At 38.1% G+C, this 14,572-nt stretch carries 17 protein-coding genes and 1 pseudogene; all 18 read right to left on the reverse strand.

Annotation, left to right across the window (positions count from 1 at the left end):
- Window positions 1-127: 127 nt before the first annotated feature.
- Window positions 128-398, reverse strand: a pseudogene (locus tag DX933_RS02990) (JAB domain-containing protein); the annotation flags it as partial.
- A gap of 702 nt (window positions 399-1,100) precedes the next feature.
- Window positions 1,101-1,868 (reverse strand): GNAT family N-acetyltransferase, encoded by a 768-nt coding sequence (locus tag DX933_RS02995; RefSeq protein WP_123315003.1) that lies wholly within the window; start codon window positions 1,866-1,868, stop codon window positions 1,101-1,103.
- 459 nt (window positions 1,869-2,327) lie between these two features.
- On the reverse strand, window positions 2,328-2,729 hold the full coding sequence (locus tag DX933_RS03000; protein ID WP_123315004.1) for a GyrI-like domain-containing protein: 402 nt from the start codon (window positions 2,727-2,729) through the stop codon (window positions 2,328-2,330).
- Between the two features lie 654 nt (window positions 2,730-3,383).
- Complete coding sequence (locus DX933_RS03005; protein WP_190279390.1) at window positions 3,384-3,782, reverse strand: hypothetical protein; 399 nt, start codon at window positions 3,780-3,782, stop codon at window positions 3,384-3,386.
- A gap of 188 nt (window positions 3,783-3,970) precedes the next feature.
- Window positions 3,971-6,148, reverse strand: coding sequence for a heavy metal translocating P-type ATPase (locus DX933_RS03010; protein ID WP_123315005.1), 2,178 nt, complete (start codon window positions 6,146-6,148; stop codon window positions 3,971-3,973).
- Window positions 6,141-6,506: an ArsR/SmtB family transcription factor gene (locus DX933_RS03015; protein ID WP_123315006.1), complete on the reverse strand. Its 366-nt coding sequence runs from the start codon at window positions 6,504-6,506 to the stop codon at window positions 6,141-6,143. Before DX933_RS03015 ends, DX933_RS03010 begins: the two co-directional genes overlap by 8 nt.
- Before the next feature lie 370 nt (window positions 6,507-6,876).
- Window positions 6,877-7,269 carry a 30S ribosomal protein S9 gene (gene rpsI, locus DX933_RS03020; protein ID WP_123315007.1) on the reverse strand — a complete coding sequence of 131 codons (393 nt, stop codon included), beginning with the start codon at window positions 7,267-7,269 and terminating at the stop codon, window positions 6,877-6,879.
- Window positions 7,270-7,288: 19 nt separating this feature from the next.
- Window positions 7,289-7,726 (reverse strand): 50S ribosomal protein L13, encoded by a 438-nt coding sequence (gene rplM / locus DX933_RS03025; RefSeq protein ID WP_123315008.1) that lies wholly within the window; start codon window positions 7,724-7,726, stop codon window positions 7,289-7,291.
- 246 nt (window positions 7,727-7,972) lie between these two features.
- Window positions 7,973-8,476, reverse strand: coding sequence for a hypothetical protein (locus tag DX933_RS03030; protein WP_123315009.1), 504 nt, complete (start codon window positions 8,474-8,476; stop codon window positions 7,973-7,975).
- Window positions 8,477-8,509: 33 nt separating this feature from the next.
- Window positions 8,510-9,289: a tRNA pseudouridine(38-40) synthase TruA gene (truA, locus tag DX933_RS03035; protein WP_123315010.1), complete on the reverse strand. Its 780-nt coding sequence runs from the start codon at window positions 9,287-9,289 to the stop codon at window positions 8,510-8,512.
- Between the two features lie 15 nt (window positions 9,290-9,304).
- Entirely contained in the window at window positions 9,305-10,105 is an 801-nt protein-coding gene (locus DX933_RS03040) for an energy-coupling factor transporter transmembrane component T family protein (protein ID WP_123315011.1), read from the reverse strand.
- Window positions 10,098-10,970 (reverse strand): energy-coupling factor ABC transporter ATP-binding protein, encoded by an 873-nt coding sequence (locus DX933_RS03045; protein ID WP_123315012.1) that lies wholly within the window; start codon window positions 10,968-10,970, stop codon window positions 10,098-10,100. The genes DX933_RS03040 and DX933_RS03045 overlap by 8 nt, the downstream gene beginning before the upstream one ends.
- Window positions 10,946-11,785 carry an energy-coupling factor ABC transporter ATP-binding protein gene (locus DX933_RS03050; protein ID WP_123315013.1) on the reverse strand — a complete coding sequence of 280 codons (840 nt, stop codon included), beginning with the start codon at window positions 11,783-11,785 and terminating at the stop codon, window positions 10,946-10,948. Before DX933_RS03050 ends, DX933_RS03045 begins: the two co-directional genes overlap by 25 nt.
- Before the next feature lie 188 nt (window positions 11,786-11,973).
- Window positions 11,974-12,327 (reverse strand): 50S ribosomal protein L17, encoded by a 354-nt coding sequence (gene rplQ, locus DX933_RS03055; RefSeq protein ID WP_123315014.1) that lies wholly within the window; start codon window positions 12,325-12,327, stop codon window positions 11,974-11,976.
- A gap of 51 nt (window positions 12,328-12,378) precedes the next feature.
- The gene (locus DX933_RS03060) at window positions 12,379-13,323 is read right to left on the reverse strand and encodes a DNA-directed RNA polymerase subunit alpha (RefSeq protein WP_123315015.1); all 945 of its coding nucleotides are present in this window, start codon (window positions 13,321-13,323) and stop codon (window positions 12,379-12,381) included.
- 298 nt (window positions 13,324-13,621) lie between these two features.
- The gene (rpsK, locus tag DX933_RS03065; RefSeq protein ID WP_123315016.1) at window positions 13,622-14,014 is read right to left on the reverse strand and encodes a 30S ribosomal protein S11; all 393 of its coding nucleotides are present in this window, start codon (window positions 14,012-14,014) and stop codon (window positions 13,622-13,624) included.
- 21 nt (window positions 14,015-14,035) lie between these two features.
- Complete coding sequence (gene rpsM, locus DX933_RS03070; RefSeq protein ID WP_123315017.1) at window positions 14,036-14,401, reverse strand: 30S ribosomal protein S13; 366 nt, start codon at window positions 14,399-14,401, stop codon at window positions 14,036-14,038.
- Window positions 14,402-14,425: 24 nt separating this feature from the next.
- Window positions 14,426-14,539 carry a 50S ribosomal protein L36 gene (gene rpmJ, locus DX933_RS03075; protein ID WP_029267374.1) on the reverse strand — a complete coding sequence of 38 codons (114 nt, stop codon included), beginning with the start codon at window positions 14,537-14,539 and terminating at the stop codon, window positions 14,426-14,428.
- Window positions 14,540-14,572: the final 33 nt, after the last annotated feature.

The following is a 14,572-nucleotide window of genomic DNA, read 5'->3' on the forward strand; positions in this document are numbered from 1 at the left end:
CCACCACCTTTAAATACTTTAACTACTATTAATAATACCCTTATATATTTAATAGTTAAAGCACTGTAATTAAAAAATCCTAAACTTCGAGTACTTAGAGTACTCTAGTTTAGGATACTATGTTTAAAATATCACGACTTGGATGCTGATGCGCAACAATAACTTCTTGCTGCATTATTAAGTATCGCTGATTTAAACACCTCACGTGGATGTACTATGGAAACAATTAACGAACCAATATGACAACGATGAACCGCTACAACATGATTCTTCGTATTTAAACACATAACAAAGAATACTTCACGGTCATCACGTCCAATAAATAGAGAAGCATTTTCTGCTCCATTTTTTGGACCTTTTATCATATAATTTACACCCTTCTAAGCTTCACAAATAATTTGTTCGATACGTACATGGTTTCCATCTCGATCAATCTCCGCATCGATTAATGACAAGTGGCATAAGTAGCGACAGCTATCAAGTAATTCGTAAATGTAATGAGTAAAACCCAATAAATTAGAGTGCTTTAAAGCGTTATTTGCTTTATTACGCACTCTTATCCACTTGACTTTGCCTTTATATCCGAAGAACGAAGACTTTACATAAGCGATAATACGTCAATACTCTACGGACACAGTAGGAGATTACAATTAGGAGAGCGGAAAAGGAAAAAGAAATACTTTTTATCCAATTGCTATGTCATTGCAACGATTTATTGTGATTGATAAATTAAAGTGGAATAACGCTTTTTGATGTCTAATTTTATATTATCACAATACTAAAATGACTAAAATCTCTATGTTGTATAGTTTCTCACTTTAAAACACAAAAACCCTCTCCCTCCAAAGTGAGAAAGGGTTTGATAAACGGTAATATACAATTAACGTTTTGAGTTTTATCGGGCTTCAATTTATGGATAGTCTATCCATCTGAATCCTGTTATATCAATATTTTCAATTAATTAAATTGGATAGATGCGGATGTAAATGGACTCATCTCCGTTTGACTTCCATCTTTTTGCATCAATACAAATAGTGGTTAGTTAGATACTGAGCTTTGATTAAAAAAATCGTATCCGTTAACTTAATTTAGAGGAGTACTTATTCAAATACAACAATTTCTCCAACACCGGTAAATCCAAATTGCTTATAGATATTTTCTCCTTTGTCTGAAGCCTGTAATACGACTGGTTTTTGTTTATCTTTTGTTTGGCTTAAGAGAAATTGAAACATTTCACTACCATATCCTTTACCTCTCACTGTTTCTTTTGTCATCACATCATAAATCCCGTAGCTATCCTTGCTTTCTATTAATAAACCGGTAGTTACAGCCATATCATCTATGCATCCAACAAACATTTGTACGTTTGATCCTAATTTTATTTGCGAAAACTTATTAAAATAATTATCTAATGCATCTTGTTCTGTTGATCCTTCAAACAGGCTTATAAATACATCTACATATTTTAAAAGCTCTTCATTGCTTTTTATTTGGGTAATGGTAAGTTGATTGGAGATTCTTTCACCTACATGAAGTGTATTTTCACGTTTCATCATCACATTACGTTCTGCTTCTTTTAAATTATATTTTTGCAAAATGTTTACCCAATTTGCATTCATATGGCGGGCATCCATCCAAACGCTAAAAGGATATCGCTTCTCAATAAAAAAATCGAGCTTTTGCTTAAATTTGAATGAATCTTTAATTTTTCTGGACTTTACCAATATCGTATTAAACGTATCAGTAGGAACTCCTGTATTTGCTATGGAAAAAGTCTCGTCACTATTAAACTCTCCACCAACTGCATGAGTAAATACTTTTATTTTTTCTTCAAAATTACTTTGTACCAATTGTTGATTTGTTATCACCTTTTACACCTTTTCATTTCAAATATTTTTTCATGTTTATCAAACAATTATTCATGCTTATTTTCATACTATTACAATATAAAAATGATGAAAAAATATATTGATCAATTATTTCTACATATCATGGTCGATGTCAATTTCCATCGAACCTATAACTTATGATTCCCCCATATAACTTCTCACGTTTAACAGAAAAATCCTCTCCTAGCCAAGCAAGAAAGGGGGTTGATATACGATAATATAAGATTATCGTTTTGGTTTTAGCAGACTAGGATTTATGGATAGTCAGTCTAGGCAAATCCAGTTGTATCAATATCTTCATTTATTTTAAATGAATAGGTAAGGATGTAGTTGGACTCATATTCTTTTGGCTTCCATCTTTCTGCATCATTATAAAGATGATTGTAAGTAAAATGCTTAACTTTTTATTCAACAATCGCACCCAATTCTTGAATAGACTTACTTTTTCTTTACAGCAATATAAATATCAATATTTCCATCTGGATAATATTTTTCAAAATCATAAGTATATGCCCTATTTAACTGATTTTCATCTTCCTTTTTCCATATTTCATTCCATGTATTAAAAATACCTTGTTCATCATTGGTATTAACTTTGAAAACTTCGTATTTCGTATCATCGGGAATGGCTATGGACGATTTATCTCTGTCCTCAACCGCAACACACAGCGTATAATCCCCTTTATAATCAGATTCATATTCGTGATATAAACCATATACATTCTCATTTTTATCAGGTAAAACATTTGATGCATTTTTCCACATATCTGTAATCTTTTGCATGACATGCTCATCATTAAAATTATTTGTCCTAATTTTTCCGATAACTTTTAACTCCATATTAATCCCATTCTTTAATTATTTTTGTATTAATTTTATTAGACTATCTGGTCTGATTGTTGAACACTTTTTTATATTTAATTCCATATTATCATAATACTGAGATGACTAAAAACAAGCACCTAGTCTGTATATATTAGTATCACCAATCAATTCCTTTCTCATATACTCAAATGAGGGTCAATTCCTATTGAATCTATAAGATGTTACTAATAATTCCATTATAAATTCTCACTTTAAACACAAAACCCTCTCCCACCAAAGTGAGAAAGGGTTTGATAAACGAAAATATAAAATTAACGTTTTGAGAACTGAGGGAGGCAGTAAAATCAAGGCTTGCAGGCACTTTTGTATACTACTTGTATGTTACGTGGAATTATCCACAAGTTTTATAAAATAGTTAAATGGATAACTAATTATTGGATTCTCTCATTTATCATACATAACATCATTGGCCGGTGTCTTGTGTTGTTTTTTGTGCTTTTCTAAATTGCGAAATGGTGTTAATTCAATGGTGTTGTGGGTTCCTAATGGATTGTATATTTGTTAATTATTGTTACTTTCCTTAAATAGAATCTCTACATCTTCCTGAACCTCTCACCTAACCCTAGAGGGATAAAATACATATGCTTAACAAGCAGCTTAAATAAAAGTTTAAATTTTTTTATATTTCTTTTTCAATTTAGAAACGATTTCTGGTAATTCTTTCGATAAAGCTATGTTGTGTTCGAGTAAGTTACTAGTCTTAGGATCTTCAATCGACGCAAAGTCGATACTATTTGTTAAATCATCATCAATATACGGAATCTCATCTGGTTTTGCAACAGAATATGCCTCAACTGCTTTTTCCAGTATGACATCATTAATACCCCACTCAGATGAAACTTGATAAATCTCATTGTGCAACTGTTTCTTTTTCCAGTTTTCAAAAGCCTCATCAAAGTTAATATTACTGGGCACATTTCCTGGTTCTAATTCTTCTGAAACAAATCGTTTTAATAATTCAGCTTGTTCATAATCACCCAGTGTAGCTTTGGAATAAAGTTTGAACATTTTCTACTGTTGACCTGCAACAAACGCGCCCGATTGCGGAAAACCGATTGTTTATCTTACATGATTTGCTTTGGGATAAGGACTTTTTCTTCAAATTGAAAAGCCCTTAAATTATGCACCCCTATATAGATATACTAAAAAGTTATTCGCAAGCGTGACTTTATTGTTCTGTTTTAAACCTCTTAAACCTATTCATTTTCATCCACGCGCATAAGCCTTAAACCATTTAGTGCTACTAAAAGAGTTGCACCCATATCCGAGAGAATAGCAATCCAAAGTGTTAACCAGCCCGGAATGACTAGTAATAAGGCAATAAATTTAATAGCAATTGCAAAAGTAATGTTAGCTTTAATTATATTTAAAGCTTTTCGACTAAGTTTTACAGTGAACGGAAGTTTTCTCAAATTGTCTCCCATTAAAGCGACGTCTGCTGTTTCCAAAGCCGTGTCTGTACCAGCTCCACCCATTGCAATACCCACTGTTGAGGCCGCCAATGCAGGTGCATCATTGACACCATCTCCTACCATAGCTACGTTTCCGTATTCGGATCTTAATTGTTTTATATAGTCTAATTTGTCCTGAGGCATCAGATTAGCTCGGATATCAGATACCCCAACATCACTGCCTATTGTATTCGCAGTACCTTTGTTATCACCTGTGAGCATAATAGTCTTTTTAATGCCAAGTTGATGTAACTTTTGAATAATTTCCTTACTTGATTCACGAACTTCATCAGCAACTGCAATAATTCCAAGAATTTCTTTTTCAGTTCCAATAATCATGGCTGTTTTACCTTGGTTTTGAAGAGTAGTAACGTTTTGTTCTAGGTCTTTATCGAAATTAGTAGTCAACAATTCTTTAAAGAGTTTCGGGCTACCGATGTAATAAGTCATTCCGTTTACAATACCTTTGATTCCCTTACCTGTAATAGAAGAGAAATCCTCAACAACCATATCAGAATATGAAATATTTTCTTCTTCTGCTTTTTTCATGATGGCCGAAGCAAGAGGATGCTGGGAACGATATTCTAATGCAGTGATGATTGCCAATAATTCTTTTTCATTCATTTGATTATTTAATACAGTAAAATCAGTTACAACTGGAACACCTTTTGTTAATGTCCCTGTTTTATCGAATGCGATTGCCTTTAAGGCACCCATTTCTTCTAAATACACCCCACCTTTAATAAGAACACCTTTTTTCGCAGCATTCCCAATTGCTGAAACGATAGAAATCGGAGTCGATATGACCAACGCACAAGGACAACCAACAACTAGAACAGCTAATCCTTGATAGATCCATGTTTCCCAACTGCCACCAAAGAGTAAAGGAGGGGCTACAACGACTAATGCTGCAATGATCATAATGATCGGTGTGTAATATTTCGCGAATTTATCGACAAATGCTTGCGCTGGAGCACGTTCTCCTTGTGCTTCCTCTACAAGATGAATAATTTTAGAAATTGTTGTATCTTCTACAAGTTTTGTTATTTTTACTTCAAGTAATCCTTCTTCGTTTAAAGTACCTGCAAATACTTCATCATCAACCGTTTTTCCAACGGGTACTGATTCACCTGTAATCGCTGCTTGGTTGACAGCAGAGTAGCCATTTACGACTACACCATCCATCGCAATCTTTTCACCAGGCTTTACAATCATGATATCCCCAACAGCAATATCATCGACATGAATCATTATTTCTTGCCCATTACGTCTAACGAGTGCTTCTTTAGGGGCGATACCCATAAGAGAACGAATCGAATTTCTTGCCCGATCCATGGAGAATCGTTCAAGCTCTTCACTGATAGCAAAGAGAATGACAACAAGAGCAACTTCACCCCATTCACCAATAATGGCTCCACCTATAACAGCTACTGTCATAAGGGTTCTCATGTCAAATTCAAAGCGTAATAAGTTTTGCAAACCTACTTTAAAAAGCGACAATCCACCTACCACCATTGATGCTAAAAATAATAGGGTTGTAAGAAGATTCTCTTCTCCATTTACAAAGTAAGAGAGATAACCGAAAACAAGGAACGAAGTTGAATAAAGCAGTATACTATACTTTTTATAAAATGGAACTTTTTCTTCTTTCGTATCATCAGTTGCCTCTTGCGAAACATTGTGGGCAGACTTTTCAGGAGTTACTTTAAGATTCTCAAATGCACCGGCTTTTTCTAGTTCTTCAATTGTTGCATGACCGTAGACAGAAATTTTAGAAGCACCAAAATTTACTGTTGCATCCTCAACGCCAGAAAGCTGTTTTACATTATTCTCAAATTTCCCTGCACAGTTTGCACAGGTAAATCCTTGAACGCGATATGTTTTCATTTCTTGTTCAGATAATTTAGCTTGTTGATCAGACATTTACTTGCACCTCTTTCATATGCGTTAATCCGATAACAAATAACTGTTCAACATGCTCATCATCAAGCGAATAAAATGCTAATTTCCCTTCTTTTCTAAATTTTACAACTCCTTGCTTATGGAGTGTGCGTAAGTGGTGGGAAGCATTTGCAACCGTGACACCAATAATATTTGCTATATCACAAACACATAACTCTTCACCTTTATACAAAGCAAAGGTAATTTTTGCCCTATTTTCATCAGCAATAGCCTTAAATAATTGGGCAACACTAAAAATGTCTTCTTTTTCTAGTTCTCCTTGTATTCGATTAACTTTTTCTTCGTCATAACAATAAATTTCACAAGAATCTTTATTCATTTTCTCACTCCTTTTTCATTCAAGCCTACACTTGAATATAGTGTAACCATTTTACGTTTATCATTCAAGCGAATAGTTGAATGAAAATAAAAAGAAGAATCGGGGTACGTAATCCGATTCTTCTACATAAATACGTAAAAACTCTCTTCGACAAAATGGCCCGTTTGTTGCACTATCCCAATCCATCTTATCAATGTAATTGTATCAAACTTAATTTCAAAATCACAGCTTCTTTTTCTCTAAATTATTTGTCTGCTACTTGTATGTTCCGTGTATGCTACGTGTGAATTTTCTCCTGTTTTTAAAGCACCGTATATACAGTAAAATCCCCCAACCATAGGTGGTTGAGGGATTTGCAAGTGTTGATTTATTAACGTTTTGAGAACTGTGGTGCACGACGAGCGCCTTTAAGACCGTATTTCTTACGTTCTTTCGCTCTTGCGTCACGTGTAAGGAATCCTTCACGCTTCAAAGATGCACGGAATTCTGGGTTTGCTTCCAGCAATGCACGGGCGATACCGTGACGGATTGCGCCAGCTTGACCAGTGTATCCACCACCGTGTACATTTACCAAAACATCGTATGTTCCTTGTGTTTCAGTAGTTACTAGTGGTTGGTTTAAAATAAGCAATTGTGTTTCATATGGAAAATATTCTTTGGCTTCACGGCCATTGATTGTGATAACGCCTGTTCCTGGAACGAGACGAACACGTGCAGTTGAACGTTTGCGACGGCCAGTGCCATAGTATTGTACTTGTGCCAATTGATTAACCTCCCTTTAATTATCCACGAAGCTCGTAAACTTCTGGTTTTTGTGCCTGATGCTTATGATCGGATCCAGTGTAAACATGCAATTTCTTGCCCATTTTACGGCCCAATGGACCTTTAGGAAGCATGCCTTTGATAGCTTGTTCTAGCATACGCTCTGGATATTTTGCAAGCATTTCCGCAGCATTTGTTTCTTTTAATCCACCTGGGTGGTTAGAGTGTTTGTAGTACATTTTGTCCTGCAATTTGTTTCCTGTTAGTTCAATCTTGTCTGCATTGATAATGATTACATTATCACCAGTGTCTGCATGTGGTGTATAAGTCGGCTTATGCTTACCGCGAAGAATTGCTGCAACCTCGCTTGACAAGCGTCCAAGACGTTGACCTTCTGCATCCACAACAAGCCATTTGCGTTCAATATTCGCTTCATTCGCCATGAAAGTTGTGCGCATGATTATTTCCCTCCGTTATTTCAAAATTTCATTGTTTTAAGTTGCTAATCCGTTATTCTAACACAATTAGTTTCGGGGCTAATCGTGGTATTAGAAATAAAAAGCCATAAATCATCATATACCAAATTAGGGGTAATTGTCAAGGGGTTGCCAGATGTTTTTCCCGGAAATTCAATGGAATTGGACAGGCATATCTTGTATCCTGAAAAACAACATCCTTCATCCCTTTAAAGCTTTCGTTAGACGTTATTCCAAATCATTTGGGTCGATTTCTTGTACCCAATATCGGGAAATTTTCCATTCCCCATTCCAATCCTCGAATGTCATTTCGCCCTTCATATCCAGGCTTTGATCCGGCTTACTTGGATGATCCGAAAAGTTTAATCCTAATTCAAAGGAAAGCTCCAGTGTTTGCCCATGATTTGTTTCTGTAGTCGTTTGAAAATCAACCTGCTCTACATGGATATTATATTTTAACCGCTTCGCTAAATCGAGCGGATACATCTCTTCCCTTTCCTTTTTCAGCTTTGTTAATTCTGCTTCTGTTACATAGGGCTCCATTTTCTCCAGCAATTCCAGGCTATATTCCATTTTGTCCATTTCTTGATAATCCGAGACGGTATAGTGCAGTTCTATGAATTCTTCTGCCATTTGTAATGCTTCCTGCTCCCGTTCGTCTTCTTCCATACTGGTACATGCAGCAAGCAACGATACGAAAATGAAACATAGGACACGTAGAATATACAGCACCTCCTAAGGTCTCTTTCAAGGTGATTTAATAGTTCAGCTATCCAAAGTATCCGGGTTATGAGGTTCCGCCTGTCCATAGGTTACTTTCCATAAGTATAGACCTTGCGGTGGAACGGTCATCCCTAATAGGCGGCGATCCTTTTGCTCCAATAGCCAAGGAATATCGACGGCCTTGCGTTTTCCCTGTCCAATATCCAGGAGCGTTCCGACGATAATTCGGACCATATTATACAAAAATCCGCTCCCATGAAATATAAATTCTATTTGGCTTTCCTGTTGATGACAGGCAACATGATGCAAGGTACGGGTTTTACTGCCGCGGATCGTTGCTTTGGCTGATGAAAAGGTTGTAAAATCATGTGTGCCTTTAAAATAATGACACGCCTCCTGCATCGCTGCGACATCAAGCGGATAACGAAACTGATAGGCATAATTCCGCTTAAATACATCTATTTCCTTCTCATTCCAAACATAATAGCGATATTCTTTCGTTTCCGCATCATATCGAGCGTGAAAGCTATCTGGCACCGAAACTACCTGTTTCACGACAATATCGTCAGGAAGCAGCGTATTCATCGCTTGGCACCAATTGTAGGAGGATAGCTCCAATGGTGATTCAAAATGAATGGTTTGCTCCAACGCGTGAACACCTGTATCCGTTCTACCGGAAGGATGTATACGAATCGGGCTACCCTTATGAATCTTCGCAAGTGCTTGTTCTAATTCTCCTTGGATGGTACGTTTATTCGTTTGGATTTGAAAACCGGAAAAATGGGTACCATCATAGCTGAGCATACATTTATACTTTGCCATCCTATAGCTCCTAACCTAGTAAACACGTGTTAAAAATAATCCTGCTGCAACAGCTGCAAATAAAATAAAAATAGCGATATCCAGCTTCATGATTTTTAGCTCGCGCAGCTTCGTTCTTCCCTCACCACCGCGATATCCCCTTGCTTCCATTGCCATGGCCAATTCCTCAGCCCGTTTAAAGGCACTGACAAATAAAGGTACGAGCAACGGTACAACTGCTTTGACACGATCCTTAATCGAACCTGTTTTAAAATCAACACCTCGTGATGCTTGTGCTTTCGAAATTTTATCCGTTTCCTGCATCAGTGTTGGGATAAAACGCAAGGATATCGACATCATGAGTGCAAGCTCATGAACGGGAAACTTAATTTTTTTCAATGGGTGCAGCATATCCTCAATTGCGTCTGTAATTTCAATTGGTGTGGTCGTTAACGTGAGTAAAGAAGTAACCAAGATAAGCAAGAAAAACCGCATAGAAATAGCGAACCCTTGAATCACACCACCTGAATATATTTTCAGATTAAAAATCTCCACCAACACCGTCCCCTGCTTTGTAACAAAGATATGCAAGGTAAAAGTAAAGATGATTAAAAACCAGACCGGTGTTAAGCCCTTTAGTATATAACGCACTGGTATACGGGTTGTAAGCATACTTGCTAAAGAAAAAGCAGTTAAAATGCTATAGCTAGCTAATGAGTTCGCAAAAAATACGATAAAGACAAAAAAGAAAATCACGGTAATTTTTGTTCTTGGATCTAATCGATGTACCAATGAATTGCCCGGGACATACTGACCAATGATGAACGCGTTATTCATGTACGTCCACCCCTTTCAGCGCCTCTTGGATTTGTACAGCTAGATCCTCCACGGTTTGGCGCATAAAAGGTATTTCTGTGCCAAACCGTGCTTGGAAGGCTTGCATGAATTGAATCATTTCCGGCATATCAAGCTGCACTTGATTCAATGCTTCCTGCTGAATAAAGACTTCTTCTGGCTTACCTTCCATATATTTGGTACCTTTATTTAAAATAATGACATGGTCGGCATATTTCACAGCATCCTCCATGCTGTGTGTGACAAGCACAGTGGTAAGCTTCTGCTGCTGATGCAAATCATAGAACATGTCCATGATTTCTTTTTGGCCACGTGGGTCCAAACCTGCAGTAGGCTCGTCTAAGACAAGGATTTCCGGTTTTACTGCGAGTACACCAGCTATGGCTGCCCGGCGCATTTGACCGCCACTTAGTTCAAATGGGGAACGCGCAAGTAATGCTTCTGACAGTCCAACGGCTGGGACAATTTCTTTTATCCGCTGCTCTATTTCTGCTTGTTCGACACCGAAGTTTTCCGGGCCAAAGGCAATATCCTTTGCCACTGTTTCTTCAAATAGTTGATGCTCCGGATATTGGAACACAACTCCGACACGACTGCGCAGCTCCATTAAGTTTTTTGGCTTATGTTCATGACTTAGAAGAAAATCACCAATCTTCACTTCACCTTCACTAGGGCGGACCAATCCATTCAAATGCTGCAATAAAGTAGACTTGCCTGAACCTGTATGGCCAATAATGGCGACAAAGGTTCCTGATGGAATATGAAAGGAGATGTTATCAATTGCCCGATGAGCAAATGGGGTGTTTTGTTGATAAATATAGCTCACATTTTTGAATGTAATGTCCATAGGTCCTCCAGTAGCTCCTCATGATTCAATGGCTCATTTGTAATTGGCATACCTTGCTGTTTCAGCTCTTCTGCTAACGTAGCGATAAACGGTACATCTAAGCCAATGCGTTGTAATTCCTTCTTTTCCGCAAAAATTTCCCTTGGAGATGCTTCTTTCCACTTTTCACCCTCGTTCATGACAATGACACGTTCTGCTTGTACAACCTCTTGCAGATCATGGGTAATTGTTAATAAGGTAAGCTGCAATCGTTCTCTTACATTGGAAACGGTTTGCATGATTTCCATTCTTCCTTTTGGATCCAGCATTGCAGTAGCCTCATCCAAGATCAATAATTCAGGTGATATAGCGAGTACACTAGCAATCGCGACACGTTGTTTTTGCCCACCAGATAATCGATGCGGCTCTGTTAAACGATAGCTTTCCATGCCAACAGCTGTTAATGTCTCATCAATACGCTTTACCATTTCTTCTCTAGGGATACCACGGTTTTCCATACCAAAGGCAACATCGTCCTGGACAGTTGTGCCAACGAACTGGTTATCCGGATTTTGAAATACCATGCCTACCTCTTTACGAATGTCCCAAATCGTTTCTTCGTTCACCGGTACATTATTAATAAGAATGGTGCCTTCCTGTGGAAACAGCAGACCGTTCATCAGCTTTGCAATTGTCGATTTACCGGAACCATTATGACCAATAATCGCAATCCATTCGTTCTTATAGATGGTAAAAGATACTTGTTTCAATACCCAGGGCTGGTCTTCTCCATATCGAAAGGATACATTTCTAAACTCTACTAAGGCTTCTCGCATGAATCATTCTCCTCTCTGCACCATACACCTGGGCAGACGTACAATATATGTATAAAAAGTTGCGCCCCGGCATGCGGGGAGGGTCGCCACTTGCACGACCCGTTCCCTTTTATCTATAAATAGCAAAAAAGGGCCTGGATTCACCTCGTGGAAGAGATTCAGTCCTGCCCTTAACGCGTCTGTTATCATTAAACTAATTCAATGATTGCCATTTTAGCGCCGTCACCCTGACGTTCACCAAGTTTAAGAACGCGTGTATAACCACCTTGTCGATCCTCGTAGCGCTTTGCAACGTCATCGAAAAGTTTTTGAATAACTGTTTCGTTTTCATTTGCTTTTTGGTTATATAAAAATGCTGCAGCTTGACGACGAGCATGAATATCCCCACGCTTGCCAAGTGTAATCATTTTTTCTACTACGGATCTTAGGTCCTTCGCTTTTGCTTCTGTAGTTTCAATCCGTTCATGAATAATTAAATCAGATGCAAGATTGCGAAGTAGTGCCATGCGGGCATCCGTTGTACGTCCTAATTTTCTAGCCATGGACTATCCCTCCCTTTCTCGAAAATCTAAAGGTGTCATTGTTTTAATCGATTAATCATCCTTGCGCAGACTCAAGCCCAAATCATCGAGCTTCGCTTTGACTTCCTCCAGGGATTTTCGTCCCAGATTACGGACTTTCATCATATCTTCTTCTGTTTTATTTGAAAGCTCTTGTACTGTATTAATTCCAGCACGCTTCAAGCAGTTATAGGAGCGAACAGATAAATCGAGTTCTTCGATGGTCATTTCCATAACCTTTTCTTTTTGGTCTTCTTCTTTCTCAACCATAATCTCGACATTTTGTGCTTCATCTGTTAAACTCACAAAAATATTTAGATGCTCGGTATAGACTTTTGCACCCAGAGAAACTGCTTCCTCTGGACGGATGCTTCCATCAGTCCATACGTCCAAAGTTAATTTGTCATAGTTGGCGCTTTGACCGACACGAGTATTTTCTACTTGATAGGTCACACGTGATACAGGGGTGAAAATAGAATCAACTGGAATCACACCGATTGGCTGATCTTCATGCTTATTTTCATCAGCTGGACGATAGCCACGGCCGCGTTCTGCAGTTATTTTCATGTGTAGGCTGCCCTTGCTGTTCAATGTCGCAATTGGAAGTTCTGGATTCAAAACCTCCACGTCACTGTCATAGGTCAAGTCAGCAGCTGTCACTGTTCCTTCTCCCTGGGCATCGAGCTCCAATGTTTTCTCTTCATCGGAGTATATCTTTAATGCTAGTTTTTTAAGGTTCAAAATGATTGTTGTGACATCCTCAACAACCCCGTCGATTGTTGAAAACTCATGAAGTGCCCCTTCGATTTGAACAGATGTTACCGCAGCCCCTGGAAGTGAGGACAGAAGGATACGACGCAAGGAGTTTCCAAGAGTTGTACCATATCCACGTTCAAGTGGTTCTACCACAAATTTGCCAAATGTGGCATCATCACTTATCTCTACCGTTTCAATTTTTGGTTTTTCAATTTCAATCATTCCATCAAGCCCTCCTTTAAAACGTCGAAACCCCGGTTAGACTCCCTGTCTAACCGAAATTCCCCAAATAGGCAGTTGGCGTTTCTGCGCTATTGTCAATCTTTCGTACCTTTTGTCTTAACATTGCTGTCTAGTAAGGTTTTTTCAGATGAACGCAACGGTCTTCATCAAATAATGAAGATGTCATGCATTTGCCTTTAATCAAATCACTTTAGAACAAAGGTTAAAACGCTGTACCCATATACTTTAAGCCATCATAACCCATTATAGACAGGGTGACAAATTCTATACGCTAAAATTATACACGACGACGTTTTGGTGGGCGGCAACCGTTGTGTGGGACTGGAGTCAAATCACGAATTGCTGTAATTTCCAAGCCTGCAGCCTGTAAAGAACGAATTGCAGCTTCACGACCTGCACCAGGACCTTTTACGGTTACTTCTAAAGTTTTCATGCCATTATCCGTTGCTGATTTAGCAGCTGTTTCAGCAGCCATCTGTGCAGCAAATGGAGTAGATTTACGAGAGCCTTTGAATCCTAGTGCGCCAGAAGAACTCCAGCCGATTACGTTGCCCTGTACATCTGTAATGGTCACAATTGTATTGTTAAACGTAGAGCGGATATGTGCCACTCCAGTATCAATATTCTTTTTCACACGACGTTTACGTGTATTGGATTTAGTACGTGCCATAATTTAGTTTACCTCCTTTACTTACTTTTTCTTGCCTGCGATAGCGTGACGTGGACCTTTACGCGTACGGGAGTTGTTCTTCGTCTTCTGTCCGCGAACTGGTAAACCACGACGATGACGAACGCCTCTGTAAGATCCGATTTCAACCAAGCGCTTGATGTTTAAAGAAACTTCACGACGAAGATCCCCTTCGATTGTGTAAGCATCAACTGCTTTACGGATTTTACCTAGTTCATCCTCTGTTAAATCACGTACACGAGTATCTTCAGAAACACCTGCTTCTTGAAGAATCTTCTGTGCAGTAGTTTTTCCAATTCCATAAATGTATGTGAGGGAAATTACTACACGCTTATCACGTGGAATATCTATACCTGCAATACGTGCCATGTGTGTGTTGCACCTCCTTGGAATTTAACCTTGTTTTTGTTTATGCTTGGGATTTTCACAAATCACCATAACTTTACCTTTTCGTTTGATAATCTTACATTTTTCACAAATTGGTTTTACAGATGCTCTAACCTTCATCATCTATACCTCCTTTTATATCGGAGCTCTTTC

Source organism: Ornithinibacillus gellani (assembly GCF_003730295.1).
GTDB lineage: Bacteria > Bacillota > Bacilli > Bacillales > Amphibacillaceae > Ornithinibacillus_A > Ornithinibacillus_A gellani.

Coding starts and splice junctions, on each gene's coding strand:
- DX933_RS03000 (WP_123315004.1), bottom strand. CDS start 2,729: ATGGAGTTAAAAGTTATCGGAAAAATTAGGACAAATAATTTTAATGAT.
- DX933_RS03005 (WP_190279390.1), bottom strand. CDS start 3,782: ATGTTCAAACTTTATTCCAAAGCTACACTGGGTGATTATGAACAAGCT.
- DX933_RS03010 (WP_123315005.1), bottom strand. CDS start 6,148: ATGTCTGATCAACAAGCTAAATTATCTGAACAAGAAATGAAAACATAT.
- DX933_RS03015 (WP_123315006.1), bottom strand. CDS start 6,506: ATGAATAAAGATTCTTGTGAAATTTATTGTTATGACGAAGAAAAAGTT.
- rplM (WP_123315008.1), bottom strand. CDS start 7,726: ATGCGCACAACTTTCATGGCGAATGAAGCGAATATTGAACGCAAATGG.
- truA (WP_123315010.1), bottom strand. CDS start 9,289: ATGGCAAAGTATAAATGTATGCTCAGCTATGATGGTACCCATTTTTCC.
- DX933_RS03040 (WP_123315011.1), bottom strand. CDS start 10,105: ATGAATAACGCGTTCATCATTGGTCAGTATGTCCCGGGCAATTCATTG.
- DX933_RS03045 (WP_123315012.1), bottom strand. CDS start 10,970: ATGGACATTACATTCAAAAATGTGAGCTATATTTATCAACAAAACACC.
- DX933_RS03050 (WP_123315013.1), bottom strand. CDS start 11,785: ATGCGAGAAGCCTTAGTAGAGTTTAGAAATGTATCCTTTCGATATGGA.
- rplQ (WP_123315014.1), bottom strand. CDS start 12,327: ATGGCTAGAAAATTAGGACGTACAACGGATGCCCGCATGGCACTACTT.
- DX933_RS03060 (WP_123315015.1), bottom strand. CDS start 13,323: ATGATTGAAATTGAAAAACCAAAAATTGAAACGGTAGAGATAAGTGAT.
- rpsK (WP_123315016.1), bottom strand. CDS start 14,014: ATGGCACGTACTAAATCCAATACACGTAAACGTCGTGTGAAAAAGAAT.
- rpsM (WP_123315017.1), bottom strand. CDS start 14,401: ATGGCACGTATTGCAGGTATAGATATTCCACGTGATAAGCGTGTAGTA.
- rpmJ (WP_029267374.1), bottom strand. CDS start 14,539: ATGAAGGTTAGAGCATCTGTAAAACCAATTTGTGAAAAATGTAAGATT.